Source organism: Geobacillus sp. FSL W8-0026, assembly GCF_037966255.1.
GTDB lineage: Bacteria > Bacillota > Bacilli > Bacillales > Anoxybacillaceae > Geobacillus > Geobacillus icigianus.
The window spans coordinates 1,528,926-1,545,913 of the sequence record NZ_CP150194.1; the positions used below are offsets into that span (position 1 = coordinate 1,528,926).

11 protein-coding genes, 1 tRNA gene and 3 pseudogenes are annotated in these 16,988 nt (G+C 44.6%); 13 read left to right on the forward strand and 2 right to left on the reverse strand.

Annotation, left to right across the window (positions count from 1 at the left end):
* Positions 1-2: 2 nt before the first annotated feature.
* The 6 genes and pseudogenes from NST29_RS07735 to NST29_RS07760 all read left to right on the forward strand — a co-directional run bounded on the left by NST29_RS07735 (position 3) and on the right by NST29_RS07760 (position 6,306).
* Positions 3-437 (forward strand): hypothetical protein, encoded by a 435-nt coding sequence (locus NST29_RS07735; protein WP_033018600.1) that lies wholly within the window; start codon positions 3-5, stop codon positions 435-437.
* A 174-nt stretch (positions 438-611) separates the two neighbouring features.
* Positions 612-857 (forward strand): annotated as a pseudogene (locus NST29_RS07740) (transposase); the annotation flags it as partial.
* 769 nt (positions 858-1,626) lie between these two features.
* Entirely contained in the window at positions 1,627-2,940 is a 1,314-nt protein-coding gene (locus NST29_RS07745; protein ID WP_339232890.1) for an ABC transporter substrate-binding protein, read from the forward strand.
* A gap of 182 nt (positions 2,941-3,122) precedes the next feature.
* A complete protein-coding gene (locus tag NST29_RS07750; RefSeq protein ID WP_339232891.1) occupies positions 3,123-4,430 on the forward strand; it encodes a sugar ABC transporter permease in 1,308 nt (435 codons plus the stop codon).
* Positions 4,431-4,443: 13 nt separating this feature from the next.
* Entirely contained in the window at positions 4,444-5,271 is an 828-nt protein-coding gene (locus NST29_RS07755) for a carbohydrate ABC transporter permease (protein ID WP_033018604.1), read from the forward strand.
* A 462-nt stretch (positions 5,272-5,733) separates the two neighbouring features.
* The gene (locus tag NST29_RS07760) at positions 5,734-6,306 is read left to right on the forward strand and encodes a DL-endopeptidase inhibitor IseA family protein (RefSeq protein WP_051962687.1); all 573 of its coding nucleotides are present in this window, start codon (positions 5,734-5,736) and stop codon (positions 6,304-6,306) included.
* A 625-nt stretch (positions 6,307-6,931) separates the two neighbouring features.
* Here the strand turns inward: NST29_RS07760 and NST29_RS07765 are convergent.
* Together NST29_RS07765 and NST29_RS07770 are read right to left on the reverse strand one after the other, a co-directional pair.
* Positions 6,932-7,257 (reverse strand): annotated as a pseudogene (locus NST29_RS07765) (IS982 family transposase); the annotation flags it as partial.
* A gap of 72 nt (positions 7,258-7,329) precedes the next feature.
* Positions 7,330-7,403: transfer RNA gene (locus tag NST29_RS07770), tRNA-Pro, on the reverse strand.
* A gap of 207 nt (positions 7,404-7,610) precedes the next feature.
* Between NST29_RS07770 and NST29_RS07775 the strand changes: the two genes are divergently transcribed.
* From NST29_RS07775 to NST29_RS07805, 7 genes and pseudogenes are all read left to right on the forward strand, one after another.
* Positions 7,611-8,873: a NosD domain-containing protein gene (locus tag NST29_RS07775; RefSeq protein WP_033843651.1), complete on the forward strand. Its 1,263-nt coding sequence runs from the start codon at positions 7,611-7,613 to the stop codon at positions 8,871-8,873.
* Positions 8,870-9,403: a nitrous oxide reductase accessory protein NosL gene (locus tag NST29_RS07780; protein WP_033018607.1), complete on the forward strand. Its 534-nt coding sequence runs from the start codon at positions 8,870-8,872 to the stop codon at positions 9,401-9,403. The genes NST29_RS07775 and NST29_RS07780 overlap by 4 nt, the downstream gene beginning before the upstream one ends.
* Before the next feature lie 36 nt (positions 9,404-9,439).
* Positions 9,440-10,249, forward strand: coding sequence for an ABC transporter permease subunit (locus NST29_RS07785; protein ID WP_033843653.1), 810 nt, complete (start codon positions 9,440-9,442; stop codon positions 10,247-10,249).
* Positions 10,240-10,950 (forward strand): ABC transporter ATP-binding protein, encoded by a 711-nt coding sequence (locus NST29_RS07790; protein WP_172418809.1) that lies wholly within the window; start codon positions 10,240-10,242, stop codon positions 10,948-10,950. The genes NST29_RS07785 and NST29_RS07790 overlap by 10 nt, the downstream gene beginning before the upstream one ends.
* Positions 10,951-11,652: 702 nt before the next feature.
* Entirely contained in the window at positions 11,653-14,982 is a 3,330-nt protein-coding gene (locus tag NST29_RS07795; RefSeq protein ID WP_081897293.1) for a glycosyltransferase, read from the forward strand.
* Between the two features lie 329 nt (positions 14,983-15,311).
* A pseudogene (locus NST29_RS07800) lies at positions 15,312-15,487 on the forward strand (transposase); the annotation flags it as partial.
* Positions 15,488-15,918: 431 nt separating this feature from the next.
* Positions 15,919-16,917 (forward strand): LacI family DNA-binding transcriptional regulator, encoded by a 999-nt coding sequence (locus NST29_RS07805; RefSeq protein ID WP_033843656.1) that lies wholly within the window; start codon positions 15,919-15,921, stop codon positions 16,915-16,917.
* Positions 16,918-16,988: the final 71 nt, after the last annotated feature.

The following is a 16,988-nucleotide window of genomic DNA, read 5'->3' on the forward strand; positions in this document are numbered from 1 at the left end:
CTATGAAGGAAAAGATAAAGCAATTAATAACAACGGGTGATTTTCAAAAAGCAAAAGAATATATTGAGAGTGAAGATAGAAATGCTTTAGAGCAAGTTGTTCTTGAATTAGGATTTGATGAAGAGAGTATAAGTGCTTATTCATTTGTCTGTTATTTGATAAATAATAATGAGACTGCATATTATCATTACTTAGCTTCAGAGTTATTAAGTACTGCATTTTGTCATTTACCAGACGCTTACGCAAGTGCATTATACCATGCTAAAAGAGCAGTTGAATTAAGCCCTGAAGATGTTAGCTTGAAAGAACATTTGTTGTTATTCCATGAAATTCCAGAAAAGTTAATTAGTAAAGAAGAAGCGAAAGCAATTGCTCAAGAAATATTAAAAATAATGCCAAATAGCGAAGCTGCAAAAAATGTGTTACACAATGCATAAATTTAAACGGGGTGTCCCAAAAGGATTGGGATACCCTCTTTCGTTGCTATATATACGTACTGACTGCTTCTACCACACTATATGTTGTGCCTATCTTGAAGGCAGACAACCTTTTGGGTCAGCTCCTTTTTATAGGGTGTGTAGTGCCGAATAACTCCCTTTGTAGTACAACATATTCATCGTTTCACTAATTCCGACAAACTCGCAAGATATGCAGGTATAGCCCCTGTCAGAATGGGTTCGCGCAGCAAGGAAACTATTCAGAAAAGCAAACAAGGAAACAGGAAATTATACACTATCTTTTATAACTTGGCTGTTCAACAAATACATATTTGTAAAAGCAGTAAAACTCCTCGAAATCCTTTGTTTTACGAGTATTATCAGAAAAAGCTAGCAGAAGGTAAAACCAAACAACAAGCTTGACCCCGAGTTCGAGAGTGGCTAGACAAACAAAATGCCTCTCATCCCTTGATAGATCAAAGGGACGAGAGGCATATTTTGGCATACTTCGGGCATGTATCTAGGAGACCGGTGATTTAAGGGGACAAGCCGCTTATCAAGACCATTTCTCAAATAGAAAAGTCTTGTCGCATCAGGATTACCTTTCAAACGATCCCCCATTGCTCAAAAGGAACAACCGTTTTTCACCGGCCTTCTAGGAGGCTGGTGATTTCATCGTGGATACGGCTTTACCATGTCATTTCCCAATTAGAAAAGCCTTGTTGTAGGGGTCCTGCTTCTCATTCATTTTACCATATAATGGCGTTTCAGCCCCTTTTTCTTTGTTGGCAAGATAAAAAAAGAATTTAGGGACTTGACGAGCGATTTTGCAACAAGGTAAGATAATTTTGTAATCGATTACATAGAAAATTTATCCGAAAAAGTCGGAAGGCGCGCGCGACCTAGACAGGTGGCGTTGGCGGAAAAGCTGGGCGCGCCAAGCGTTCCTTGCCCCTAGCTGCGGCAGCGGCGGCAAGGGGCGGCAAGGGGCGGCAAAACGAGGGGAATGTGACACTTTGATGTAATCGATTACAAAGCATCGTTGTATAGACAAGAAGCCATGGTTGCCTAGGCGGAAAGCGGTAGATGTTTCATCAAGGAGGTGGTTCGTCAGTTCGAAGCCGCATTGATGCGAGAAGTGAATTGACGATTGGACAACTCAAACAAAGGCAAAGGGGGAGAAACAAAGATGAAAAAAGTTTTGAAATCATCCGCGCTTTTGTTAGCGCTTACGATGGGGCTCGCGGCATGCTCCGGCGGCCAAAGCGAGAGCCAGACGGGCCAAGACAGCAAAAAAGAAGCAGGAAACACGGGCGAGTCGGAAAAAGTGAAAATTGTCTATGCCCGCGGCCAAGATTCGACGAAAGCGACCGAAAAAATCATCGAAGCGTTCGAAAAAGCGCATCCGAACATCAATGTTGAATTTCGTGAAATGCCGGCTGACACCGGGAAGCAGCATGATGCTTACGTTACGATGTTAAATGCGCAGTCATCGGAAATCGATGTCATGGATCTTGACGTCATTTGGCCGGCGGAGTTTGCACAAGCGGGTTATACGCTGCCGCTCGACCGTTTTATTGAGAAAGACGGCATTGACCTCAGCAAATACAACCAAGGGGCGCTTGCGGCCGGCAACTTTAATGGCAAGCAATGGGCAATGCCGAAATTTATTGACACCGGTATGCTGTTTTATCGCACCGACCTCGTGCCTGAGGAGAAAGTGCCGAAAACATGGGATGAATTGTTAAAGACGGCAAAAGAGCTGAAAGGAAAAGGCGGCACGAAGTTCGGTTATTTGATGCAGGCCAAGCAGTATGAGGGGCTCGTCTGCAACGCGGTAGAATTTATCGCTTCGTATGGAGGGAAAATTGTCGACGAAAACGGCAACGTCGTCGTCAACAGTCCCGAAGCTATTAAAGGTTTGAAAAAAATGGTCGAAATCGTTCAATCGGATGTCGTGCCGAGCAACGTGACAACGTTTATGGAACCGGAATCCCATACCGCGTTCATTGAAGGGCAGTCGCCGTTTATCCGCAACTGGCCATACCAGTACGCTTTAGCCAACGATCAAGAGCAATCGAAAATCGTTGGCAAAGTCGGCGTCGCGCCGCTTCCAGCCGGCGACAAAGGGTCGGCTGCTGCGCTGGGCGGCTGGATGACCGCCATTAACAAATATTCGAAACATCCGAAAGAAGCATGGGAATTTGTCAAATTTATGACGGGGCCGGAGGGGCAAAAAATTTCTGCGATTTATGGCGGTTTAGCGCCAACGCTTCCGGAATTGTTTAAAGATCCGGATGTCTTAAAAGCCAATCCGTTCTTTGCGGAAGAAGGATTTGTCAATGCGTTGAACGCCGCTGTGCCGCGCCCGGTCGTCCCGAACTACCCGGAAATTTCGGAAATCATCCAAATTAACGTATCCAAAGCGCTGGCCGGGGAGCTGACGGTCGAACAAGCTGTGGCCAATATGGAAAAAGAAATGAAAGCAGCCTTGAATAAGTAAGGCGAATGACTGGGCCGGCGCGCCGCAGCCGATCCGAATCCGGCCAACGCCGGCCAATGCCCCATCAGCCAAACAAAGAACGCAATTTTGTTTGACCATTTTCGGTTCATTAGCCTTCAGGCCGCCATCTGCCCGGTGCTGAAGGCTAATATCCTTTTCCAAGCAGAAGGGAGAGAACAGCGATGAGGAATGAAAAGCGAATGGAGCGCCTATTAGGCTATTCGCTTGTCGCGCCGGCCATGCTGCTCATTTTGGCGATTGCCATTTGGCCTGTCATCCAGTCCTTTTATTACAGCTTGTTCGACTATCGGCTCAACGACCCGACCAAATCGTCGATTCACTGGAGTTACAGCCTCGATCTGGAAGGATATCTACAAAACTATCCGTTCCTCAAAAGCGCTCTTAAGCAGGAAATGGCGGCTGCGGATGGACAAACGAAACAAACGTTGGCGCAAATCGAACAAAAACTCGCGAAACTGGACGAGGCGATCCGTTCCAACGATCAAGTGGCGAAGCAATATGACAAAGTGAACGAAGTGCTCGACAATTTCGAGACGCCAAGCGATGAGCTGAAGATCGCCGAGCTGGACAAACAGACGGCCGAGCGGCTGACCGACACGGTTCATGATGTCGTCCGAGCGCTGAAGGAGATGAAAAAAGCGGGCGAACTGCAGCAGGCGGATAAAGTCGTCGGCTTGGCCGAAGGGCTCGAAGGGGTCGTGATCGAGCCGAACTTTGTCGGCCTCAAGCATTATAAGGACAGCTTCAGCGACATGCGCTTATGGAAGGCGTTATGGAATACGACGTTCTTTACGGTGGTGTCGGTCGCCATTGAGCTAGTGTTAGGGCTCGGAATTGCGTTGCTCATCAATAAGGCCTTTTTTGGACGAGGGGTGGTGCGGGCGACGATTTTGATTCCGTGGGCGATTCCGACTGCCGTATCGGCGCTGATGTGGAAATTTTTATATGATGGACAAAACGGCATTGTCGCCAAATATTTCGAAACGGTCGGCCTTGTCGACCGGATGGGGGATTTGTTGACGACGGAAGCGGGGGCGATGTTTGCGGTCATTTTTGCCGATGTATGGAAGACAACCCCTTATATGGCGCTTTTGCTGCTGGCCGGGCTGCAAACGATTCCGAGTTCGTTGTATGAAGCCGCCTCGATCGACGGGGCTACCAAATGGCAGCAATTCACCCAAATCACGCTGCCTCTGTTAAAATCAAGCATTTTAGTCGCATTGTTGTTCCGCACGCTCGATGCGTTCCGCGTGTTCGACCTGATTTACGTCTTAACCGGCGGAGGGCCGGCGAACTCGACGGAGACGATTTCGATTTTAGCGTATAAAGTCATGTTCTCGCAGACGAATTTCGGCGCGGGATCGGCGCTGGCTGTGATTGTCTTTCTTTGTGTCGCCATCATTTCCATGATATACATCCGCTGGCTTGGAAAAGACTTATTGTCCGACGGCGCCGGCGCGAAACGATAAGCGGGGTGAGATGATGCAGAAAAAAGCAGGGCCTCTCTTTTATCTCTTCCTACTCGTATTCGTCTTTTTTGTCATGTTTCCATTTTTATGGGTGCTGCTTAGTTCGATTAAGCCGCTCAGTGAACTGTTTGGCGACAAAGCGTTTAATTGGTTTACGAGCCATCCGACGTTGAAGTCGTATGTATCGGTTTTTGTCAATTACCCGTTTTTGCGCTACTTATGGAACAGTACGGTGGTGGCGACGATCACGACCGTGTACACCGTGTTTGTGGCCGCATTTGCCGCTTACGCCATCGCGCGGTTACAATTCAAGGGCAAAACCGTCATTCTTGGCCTTGTGTTAGCGGTATCGATGTTTCCGCAAATTGCCACTATTTCGCCGATTTACATGTTTGTGAAAACGTTCGGGTTGACGAACAGCTACTTAGGATTGATCATTCCGTATACGACGTTTGCGTTGCCGTTGTCGATTTGGCTGCTCGTCACCTTTTTTCGCAAAATTCCGTTTGATTTGGAAGAAGCGGCGAAAATGGATGGGGCGACGCCGATGCAGACGTATTTTAAAGTTATTTTGCCGCTTGCGGTGCCCGGGGTGTTTACGACGTCCATTCTCGTCTTCATTGCCGCGTGGAACGAATTTTTATTTGCCTTGACGATCAATACGGCGGAAAAATACAAAACCGTTCCGGTCGGCATCGCCATGTTCCAAGGCCAGTATACGATCCCGTGGGGCGAAATTTCCGCGGCGACCGTGGTGGTCACTGTTCCGCTTGTCATAATGGTGTTGCTGTTCCAGCGGCGGATTGTATCCGGGCTGACATCCGGCTCGATCAAAGAATAAGGACAAACCGAAAAAGGGGCTGGCCCAAAAGGCGATCTCCCCTCCAGAAAGGCACAACCTATAAGGGTGACATGAGGGGGTCCAGTTCTTTTGGGACGCCCTTTTCTTTGTCCCGTTGACGACGGAAAGGAACACGAAATCCGTCAGTGTTGATGAATGAAGCTGGAAAGGAACCTAACGCGAACTTCGGCACGGCGAACGAACGGAGACCACGGCCGATTCGTAGGTCGGAACGAAACGCCCCTAAAGGGCTGGTGAACCACCGCTGATTCCCTTCATTAATGGGAGAATGAGTGAAAAACAGGACCGATGCAACAAGGTTTTTCTCATTGAAAAATGAGATGGGAACGCCGGATCCGCAAAGTCTTGACTGACTCCCTCGTTTTTTCTATCTTTTAGGATGCGACGAGATGTGATATAATTAATCAAATTGAATAGTCCAAGTGAAAGGAGTATAGAAGTATGAAGAAGAAAATATTAGCAGGTTGTTTAGCTGTTTCTTGTGGTTTACTTTCAATTCACCCTGTTATGTCGGTGCCTGTTTTAGCCGCTGTTGTAAAACAAAAAGAGGCAGATCCTACACGAATCACGGCACTTAACGAAAAGAATCTCATTTCGTTAATAGTAGAAGCAGAAAAACGTTATTTTTATGCTGATGGAGGCGGTAAAGGGGAAACAAAAACCTTTTATATAAAAAAAATACAATATAGGTATCTTTCTGTTGATATCGGCACAAGAAAAAAGCTGCTTGAATACTTGATGATGACATTCACCAAAGAAGCTAGTGAATCATATATAAGAAAGCGCTTTATTGAATACAAAGGAAGAATGGCGCAAATCAACGCGGATACAGGAAACAGTTTGGAATTTAAGAAAACAACAGCCAAATTGATTAAAAGCTCTTCGACATCTAAGGAATATCAATTATCGGTCCCATATTCTGATAACCAATCAAAACCAGAAAGGAAAATAGTAAAGCTAAAGAAAGTAAACGGTGTATGGCGAATTGCTACGCCGCCGGAAATACTTTTTTGACGTAATTTCCGACAGAAGTCGCACACCTTAAGTGCAGGGCAACGCCCAATGAGTTGAAGGCTGGTTGTTGATAGAAGATGGATGTGTGGTCATCTAATGTTCGAACGAACGGCTGCGGAGCGAAGGAAAGCGTAAAGGATTTTGGTGTGTGGCTTACCGTTCGGCGAAGCAGATCGTTCACATCAATAAAAAACGTTTTTGCACATTCTTGCAGAGCCAATTCTTCCCTTCTGCAGAATGTGCACGTTTTATATGGAATAATCTTAAATGAAGCCGTTGGTTTTTAGGACAGAGTAAAATCCTACAATTTTCGTATTGATCGTCAAGAGGCTAGTGTAAAACATTGAAAGATGGCATTCCTCTTGAGTTCCCAATCTCTCGAACATGCCCTCTTATATCTTCATTGTAAAACTTTGCTTTTCTTGTTTCACATCGACCTCTTATTGAGAGCAGGAAATGCGTGTCTTGTCCATACATGGTGATCATTCTTTACCGCTACCCGTGGTGCTATATAAGTTGCAATAAAGAATTTCCGATTTTTCGTTGAGGGTTTCATCTAAGTACAAGCCGATATGAGAGTAATCAGCGGGATGTAAAATAAAATTTCAACTTATATAGTTGAGCGCTAGCGCTCAACTAGCCCGAGTGTTACAAGTGAATACACCAACAAGATGCCATCGAGTGCCACTTCAAACCCTGAAATCGAATTCGCACGAATGTCTGCCATACGATACTGGTCCAATAAGGACGGAGAACACCGTTTTCATCACTTTCCGTTTTTGTTTGAGCCATTTTTCTCCCATGATTCCGATGGGCGGTGGTTCTGATTTTTGTGAGATGGCGTCCAAAAAGCGATTTGGTACTCTTTTGCCGTTCACTACTGATGAAGCCTTTGTCACCTAAGTTATAGGGATGAGGAACTGGAGTCATGACGGTTTCAGCAGTCATTTTCATCACCGACCTCATAGGAAAACGCCATGTGGAAAAACACGAGCCGGACGTTTTTCAGCTGGTTTCCTTCGATCAGGATGACAGGATTTGAACATGCGACCTCATGCATCCCATGCGTGTGCTCTACCAAGCTGAGCTACATCCCGGAGTGGCATGTCGGACATAAATAATCAGACAAGAAAAACAGGACAAGATCAACGATTAATTTATCATTTTGCACAGTGCGTATCATTGAAGAACCAAACTAATGTCATGAGTATCGATTTTTGCTCGTTGTCAACAAATTGACAAATCAACTTCATTATTTTCACAAAATGGTTTGGTATTGTAAGTTCAAGAAGGGGGGGAGGAAGATGAGAACGCTAGGGTGGATCTGTTTTTTTGTGTTTGTTTTGCCGTTATCTGTACATGCTAAAGAGATCCAAACTATCATTGATCAAACACCTGACTACGGGATTGTGAAAATGGCTAGCGGGGTCTATGATGAATCATTGATACTATCGAAACCGCTTACGTTAGAGGGAGTAGGGAGGGTGACGATCCGGTCGTGCCGTTTACCGGCTGTAGTTATTACTGGTCACCATGTTGTGTTGCGAAATATAATGATTCAACAGTGTAGGAGAGCTGAAAGCGCTGCACTAGTTGTAACGGGTCATGACCACATCATTGAATATGTACAAATAGTTGCAGCCAAACGAGGTATACAACTGAATCAAGCAAGCAGAACATCTATTGCTCATTGTCTCATTCGAGGGACAAGACAAGAGAACGGCATTGACTTATGGGACTCATCCCAAAACATCATAAAATACAATACAATTAAGCAAGTAAAAGATGGGATCTACATAGAGAACAGCAATAAAAATGAAGTGAACGCCAATTGTATTCATAATTCTCGGTACGGTATTCATGTCATGTTTTCGGACGATCTTATGATTAAGAGAAATTTATCTGAGCATAACCTCGCAGGTGCCATGATAATGGGAACGAAGCGGACGGTGATTGAGCACAATTCATTTCGTCAAAACAATCGTCATGTCCATTCCCAGGGTCTTCTTTTATATAATGCGATGAAAACAAGTGTTACGAAAAATGTCATTGCTGCGAATCGTGTTGGCGTTTATGCTGAGAATGCTTACAATGTCCAACTTACAGGAAACTATTTCCTCCGCAATGCGATTGGGATGCAATGGAATATCTCGAAAAAAAATTATATAGCGGACAATTCATTTGTTGGTAATGTTTATGATGCACAGGCCATTCGATGCTTCAACAATACCATCATCCATAATTATTGGGATACTTCGTTGAAACTCGATCAAACAGGCCGCGGATTTAGCGCCATTCCGTATCGGGCTGATCCCTTTTTTTTGGCACTGACGGCAAATGTGCCTGAGTATCAGCTGTTTTTTCAGGCACCAGGCATGCTTGTTTTACAAAAACTATTGCGTAGTCCTGATGACGAAGTGATGATTGATCATGCTCCGCGAATGAACGCGTTGAAAATTGAGCAAACACATCGTTTATCCACTGATCCATTAAACGTAAATAGGATGAGTTTGGTAATGATAGTTGGAAGCATTAGTCTACTAATTATGGGGAGGAAACGCGGATGAGAAAAATATGGATTTTTTCTATATTGATGATCATGTTGTTCATGATGAGCGGTTGCAGTCAAAAAGCGAAACCAGTTGCGATTGATGAAAAAAATGATAAATGTGATACCTGTCATATGGAGGTAGGAAATAATTCGTTTGCGACAGAATTAGTGTTAAAAAACGGAAAAACGCTTAAGTTTGATGATATCGGTTGTATGTATGCATGGGTGAATGAACATAAAAAAGAAAAAATCAATACGATGTTTGTTCGAGATTACAAAACAAGCGCTTGGCTAGAAGCAGACAGCGCCACGTATGTATACGATAAAAACATTCACACGCCAATGGCTTATAATGTTATTTCATTTCAAGATGAAAAAGCGGCCAAACGGTTTATCCAAAACAATGGTGGTACGCTTCTTACGTATGATCAATTAGCGCATCATACATGGGAGAGAAATAAAGAGATGATGATGAAAATGAAACACAAAAAAATGAAGCATGGAAAAAAGGAAATGAACAAACATGACAATCATATGGGCAACTGAGCGACAGTTGTCCTTTTTCTGTCGGGAGGAGATAAAATGAAAACGATCGCGCGGTTGGAGTGGCGGCTGGTCATGCGGCAACATTCCTCCTACGGATTCATTTTATTATGGGTCGTAGTACTGTCATTATTGTTTTTTATTGCACGAGATACTATAGATTTTGCTGGCTATACGAATATGACAGCAACGACTGCCAATATGATGCTTTATTTGTTGCCGCTATTTATGTTGATTTCTGGTTCATTTACCATTGCGAGCGAGATCGAAAACGGACAATGGCGGTTGTTGCGAACGTATCCGTTGTCACCTGCGGCATATATAGCTGGAAAGTGGTTGGGGCAATGGTTTGGACAGATGATTTTGTTTACGCTTAGTTTTGGCCTGAGTTTGATGTTTAGCCTATCGACGGGTGTGGCGTTACCGATGAAATGGATCATTGTGTTATATCGTTTTTCATCGGCTTTGATTGCCTTTTTTCTTATGATTGGCTTAGCGGTCGGTTCATTCGTTTCGACTCGATGGCAGGCGTTGATCGTCTCTGTTAGCATTTGGTTTTTATTTGTTATGATCTGGCCAACAATGTTGATTGCCGTGTTGAATGTCGTTCCTTATCCGTTCATTGCTCCTTTGTTAAAAAGTGTAACGCTTTTGAATCCGGCGGAAGTAGTACGAGTAGCCTTTGTCGTACAAATGGGAGGAAGCGCTGTTTTTGGACAAGTGTATGATCATTTACTTGGGCAATGGCAGAAGCCATTCGGCTTCATTTTGTTGGTGTATGCCACGATCTATGGTAGTGCAATATGGCTTATTGCCGCGACGCAATTGGCAAGGAGGAGATCGATATAATGGGACTGAAGGTAGGAAAAGTGACGAAAAAATATAAGCAAAAACTAGCGCTTCTGTCCGTATCGCTTCAAGTGGATCGAGGGGAATGCTTGGTGTTGTGTGGAGGAAATGGGGCCGGAAAAAGCACGCTCCTTCAGATTTTAGCAGGTGTGCTTTCTCCGACCACCGGTACGGTAACGCTTGATGGAGTATCACTACACGAACATCGCGAAGCGTACATTTCACAAATCGGATATATGCCTGATGATTTTCATGCTCGATCAATGATAACCGTGCAAGAGTTTTTGGCTTTTTATGCGTCATTGCGGAACGCTTCAGCAGCACAGGTGGAAGAAATACTGCATGACATAGGGCTAGAAAAACATAAAAAAGAATGGATCAAGCAGTTATCAAAAGGAATGAGACAGCGCTTATTATTGGGACAAGCGTTGTTAGGAGAGCCAACGCTTCTGCTCCTTGATGAGCCGACAAACGGTCTTGACCCGTTTTGGATCGATCAGTTTATCGATATGTTGAAGAAGAGAAAGAAGAAGGGAGGGATCATCGTGTTTTCAACACATATGATGGACGTGGCCGCTGAAGTAGGTGATCACATATTGTTTATGAAAAATGGTGAGATTGTAAAACAAATCGATACCAGTCACGTCTGTGACAAGGAGAAAATGATAGTGCAACTTTTAAACTGGCATCGGAAGATCTAGAGGGGCGGTGAAAAAACGCTGTTTGCCTTGATCGATGATGGAACGCGTGAACATAGAAGCTGATGCAGCCGGTTTTTCTATTTGAGAAACGATTGCGAGAAGCGGTTGTGTGAGTAAATCACCGCCCCCCTAGGAGGCTGGTGAAAACGGTTGTTTCTGTTGAGCAATGGGGGGATCGTTTGAAAGGAGATCCTGATGCGACGAGGCTTTTCTATTGGAGAAACGGACTTGACAAGCGGCTTGCTCCCTTAAATCACCGACCTCCTAGGAGGCTGGTGATTTAATCTTGGATCCAGCTCTGGAATGTCACTTCTCAACTAGAAAAACCTTGGTGCATTGATTCTGCTTTTCGCATGTTCTCCCATTGATGAAGGAACTCAGCTGTTTTTCCCCGCCCTTCTAGCAATTGAGTGATGTACCGGTCAACGTATTTATATCGATTGGCTCATAAAAAATGTCCATGGACAGCGCGATCTGCCCTCCACCCGGGGATGAAAATCTCGCGCCAGTGTGGCATTTTCACCGAAAAGATGGTTTTTATCATTTTCTCATGAAAGATTAACGCAATCAGAATCAATCTTACTAGATATTTTTAAGTCATTCATGCTATACAAGAGGATGTATCGCAGCCCGAATGGTTACGTAGAACCATTCAAAGTATTTTGGCCGGAAAAGGGAGTGAAACTCTAGGTGAGAAAGAACATGCATCCTCAAGAAGCGGTGTCTCCATTGATTTTTTATGATGCGAAAGGAAGAAGGAAAGTAATCGTTAAGGCCGTGCTTTTTGTGAGCATCATCGTTACTGTCATTGTTTTCTACGCTTTCTTTCGCAGCATTTTTTCGCCCATCCATCTTCCATATGAAAATGTCTTTCCAACAACTACTAAAAAAATGATTTCGTCAGATGAAAAGATTGGTGATTGGCAATTACAAGAAGAATTAAAACTAGACAAAAACCGTAATTATCACCATTGGAAACAGTGGAAACAAAACGCAGATCATAGTAAACCTAATGAAGTTTACGGATTTTACGTTAATTGGGATGAAAATAGCACGTCTTCGTTAAAAGATCACATCCGTTCGTTAACAGTGTTAGTTCCTGAATGGTATCATTTGAATCGAGATCTTACAATTACTAGCGAAAAGAGAGCGGATATTGTCAAACTAGCCAAAGATCATCATGTCAAAATTGTTCCTTTAATTAATAATTTTACTGCCGAAAGTGCAGGGCCAGATAGTTCTATCGTAGATCGATTGTTGCGAGCCCCTACTGATCAGCAAAAACAAGTTATCGCGAATTTAGAGAAACAAATTGAGGACAATCACTTCGCAGGTGTAAATATTGACTTTGAATCCATCCCTGTACAAGATCGACAAGCATTGACAAAGTTTATGAAGGAGCTTGCTTTTGCGTTTCATCAACACCGTTTGCTTGTAACGCAAGATGTGCCGGCCGATGACCGTGCTTTTGATTACCGCGCTTTGTCTAAAGAAGTAGACCGCCTCATTGTCATGATGTATGACGAACATTATACAGGAGGAGACCCAGGTCCAATCGCTTCTATCGGATGGTTTCAACATACGCTCGAACATTTACCCATTCCTCCGGAAAAGCGAATTATTGCTCTTGGAAACTACGGATATGACTGGACAATTGGCGGCAAAACTCCAGCGGTGTCGCTCACCTTTTCTGATATTATGGATATCGCCGGTGATGGAGATTTAAAAATTAAATGGGATAAACTGAGTGAAAACCCGTATATTGAGTATGAAAATGGAAAGGACAAGCATATCGTCTGGTTTTTAGATAGCGTGACTTTTTATAATGAAATGAAGCTAGCGTCTGAGAACGGCACAAGAGGATTTGCGCTTTGGAGAATAGGGGCAGAGGATCCAACTGTGTGGGAATTGTTAAAGAACGGTGTAAAAAAAATCAGTCTGTTACGCACAATTCCTAGCACGGATCGGGTCGCTTATTCCGGAAAAGGGGAAATATTAAGAGTCGTTCATGTGGGGCGAAATGGCTCAAGAGAATTTCATCTGGATCCAAGCGGGAATCTTACTGATGAAAGATATCAGTCATTTCCATTATCCTATGATGTTGAGCGATATGGGCAACCAAAAGAGAAAAAAGTAGTCTTAACATTTGATGACGGTCCAAATCCTAAGTACACGCCGGAAATTCTCGACATTCTGAAACAGTTTCATGTAAAAGCTGACTTTTTTGTCGTTGGAGAAAATGCTGGAGAATATCCCGATATAATGAAAAGGATGTATAACGAGGGGCACGAGATAGGTAATCATACGTTCACACATCCGAACATTGCTGAGACGTCTCCGCTGCGTACAAAGCTAGAGCTAAACGCAACCCAGCGGCTTATCCAAGAAGTGACCGGCCATTCTACGGTGTTGTTTCGGCCGCCGTATGAAGCGGATGCAGAGCCTTATTTAGCGAGTGAAATACTGCCGATTTTGCGTGCACAAAAGATGAATTATATTATGGTTGGGGAAAAAGTAGATCCGCAAGATTGGACCCGGCCAGCTGTGAAAGAAATAGTGAAGCGTGTGGTCACTCCGATATTGCGTGGAGAAGGAAACGTTATTCTTCTTCATGATGCAGGAGGGGACCGGACTCGTACAGTGGAAGCACTGCCAATCATTATAAAAACGCTCAGAGAGCATGGATATCGCTTTGTCACTATTGCTGGGCTATTAGGAAAAAAACGCGACGATGTAATGCCGAGTGTGTATTCTTATGATGCATTATGGCTACCGTATGATCGAGCTGTTTTTTCTGGAATGGAGTATTTTACAAAGATAGTAACAATTATCTTTTACGTTACTATTGGATTAGGGATTTTTCGTTTGTTATTTTTCGTGTATTTTTCGTTTAAACAAAAAAGAAGGAGTCAATCTCACTCCATAACAGATGATCAGCCTTTGGTCAGTGTTGTCATAGCAGCGTATAACGAAGAAAAAGTAATAGGCAATGCAATCCATTCGATACTGGCCAGCGACTACCCGTCCTTAGAAGTGATTGTAGTGGATGATGGTTCACGCGACAACACCGCTAAAGTTGTCGGAGCAATTGGCCGTAAGTATCCGAATGTCCACTTAATTCAAAAAGAAAACGGTGGAAAAGCTTCTGCGATCAACCGAGGATTTCTAGAAGCACGTGGAGATATTATCGTTTCATTAGATGCGGATACAATTCTTGCGCCTAATGCGATTTCGTTGATGGTCCGTCACTTTGCCGATCCTCATGTTGCCGCTGTTTCTGGAAACGTAAAAGTGGGAAATCGGCGCAAACTACTTACTGTATGGCAACATATTGAATATGTTACGGGCTTTAATTTAGAACGCAGGGCATTTGATGAGTTGAACTGTATTACTGTTGTGCCGGGTGCCATTGGAGCATGGAGAAAACAGCTAGTGAAACAAGTAGGATATGTAAGTGAAGATACATTAGCAGAAGATACAGATTTGACATTAACCCTTTTGCGTCAAGGATATCGAATTGTTTATGAAGATCAAGCATACGGCTATACTGAGTCTCCAGAAGATGTAAAAAGTTTAGTTAAACAGCGATACCGCTGGTCGTATGGTACGTTGCAGTGCTTATGGAAGCATCGAAAAGCGCTGTTTAATCCAAAGCATAAATCGTTAGGATTTATCGCTTTGCCGAATATGTGGATATTCCAATTTTTGTCGCAGTCTGTCTCTCCCTTCGTTGATTTATTGATGGTGATTAGTTTGCTTAGTAACCATCCGTTCAAAGTATTAGGATTTTATCTTCTATTTGTAGCCATTGACTTGTTTGCTTCGCTTTTTGCTTTTTCGTTAGAAAAAGAAAATCCCAAGCCGCTGCTTTGGTTGGTAGTGCAACGGTTTATTTACCGTCAGATAATGACATATGTTGTCATAAAATCCATTCTGTCAGCCATTCAAGGTGTTGAGGTAGGGTGGAATAAGCTAAAACGATTCGGTAGTGTTGAACGATCGTTTAGTCAAAACAAAACATCGATCTCTTAGATTAGTAATGATTACTGCGAGGCCGAGCCGTAGGAAAAGCTGTGAACAGGCTTTCTGTGGCTTGGCCGTTTTCGAATGCTCCTAGTGGGGGGTGAATCGAACCCGAGTTCGACAGTTTTGAGGTCATTTTAGGCAAACGAAAATGGCCAAAATGCTGCAATATCAAGGATTTCATGATGCAGATCCTAGGAAAAAACGCTGAATTTCATAGGCACACGACTTTCCTACTTTAACTTTTAAAATGGATGGATATTGGTTATAATATAGGCATGTACACACGACGAGTCACACCAAAAAAGAACGATGGAATCACCTTAGCTTACCTCCATCATGAATCGTGACCGAACGTAAGGGACGAATGCGAACGTCTCATGCTTGGACATTTTTCTTCAAAAAACGGCGACCTTGGTCAACAACCGAACTGACGGCCAAACAAGCGCAACTCTTTGTAGCTCTAGGGCTGGAGCCTCCTCCGAAGATTCTAGGCATTCATCCTCGCACCTAGATACACGCCCAACGTATGCCCAAATGCCTCTCGTCCCTTTGGTATCAAGGGATGAGAGGCATTTTGTTTGCCTAGTGACTGTCGAACTCGGGTCGAAACGGGCGATGAAAAACCGCTGATTCCCTTCATTCATGGGAAAATCAATCAGTGAACAGCAGGATCGATGCAGCAAGGCTTGTCTCATAAGTCCGGTGAAAAACGGCTGCCACGAGCAACTCAGCGGCATTTCGCCAAAAAAAGAAGGCTGATGTCGCCGGTCTTTTCTAACTGAGAAATAGATCGACATCATAAAAAAACGTTTTTTGTCAAGTACATTTTGCCCTAAATCACCAACGTTCTAAGACAGATGGAAAAAACAATGCTTGACAACCAACCAGCCTTTTCGATACGATGGAGATGTAATCGATTACATAGATGAGAGGACAAAACGAATGGCAAGCATAAAAGATGTAGCGAAACGGGCGAACGTGTCGACGGCGACCGTGTCGCGCGTGCTGCGCAACGCTGGCAACGTCACCGAAGAGACGAGGCAGCGCGTGCTCGAAGCCATTGAAGAGCTGAACTACCAGCCGAACGTGCTCGGCCGGTATTTGCGTCGCATGGAAACGGAAACGGTGCTCGTCGTTGTGCCCGATATTACGAATCCGTTTTTCTCGAAAGTGTTGCGCGGCATCGAAGCGGTCGCTCTCGAGCACGGCTATCAAGTGCTGCTTGGCGATACGCAAAACGATGCCCGGCTTGAGGAGCAGTATTTAAATGTGTTGCCGCAGCGGCAAGTCGACGGGATGATTTTTTTGACCGCCCGCATCCGCAAAGAGCTGATGGAAGAGATGGCGCGGCAGTTTCCGATCGTCCTCGCGTGCGAGTATTTGGAAGGGACGGACATCCCGACCGTGTCGATCGACAACATTAGCAGCGCCCGCAAGGCGACAGAACATTTGATTCGCCTTGGCCATCGCCGCATCGCCCACCTGTCCGGGCCGATGAACATCATTTTGAGCCGCGATCGGCTGCGCGGCTACTACCAAGCATTGGCGCAGCATGACATCGATGCCGATCCAGCGCTCGTGCAGGAAGGCGATTTCACTTATGAATCCGGCTATAATGTCACATTGAAGCTGCTCGCTCTCGAAGAGCCGCCGACGGCGATTTTCGCCGCCAACGATGAGATGGCCATTGGGGCGATCAAAGCGGTTCGCCATCGCGGCGGCCGTGTTCCGGATGATGTCGCTGTCGTCGGGTTTGACGATATTCAAATGGCCTCGATTTTTGAACCGAGCCTCACGACGATCGCCCAGCCGATGTTTGAAATCGGCCAAAAAGCGATGGAACTTTTGCTTCAGCTGATCGAAGGGGGCGATGTCGGCCGCCGCCAGTTTGTGTTGCCTGACCGTCTCGTCGTTCGCGATTCATGCGGGGGAAGCGCTTGAAGGAGTGAAAGCGCTCCCCTACAACAGCCGGGCTCGGCTGTCTCGTTTTTGGTGATGTAATCGATTACATC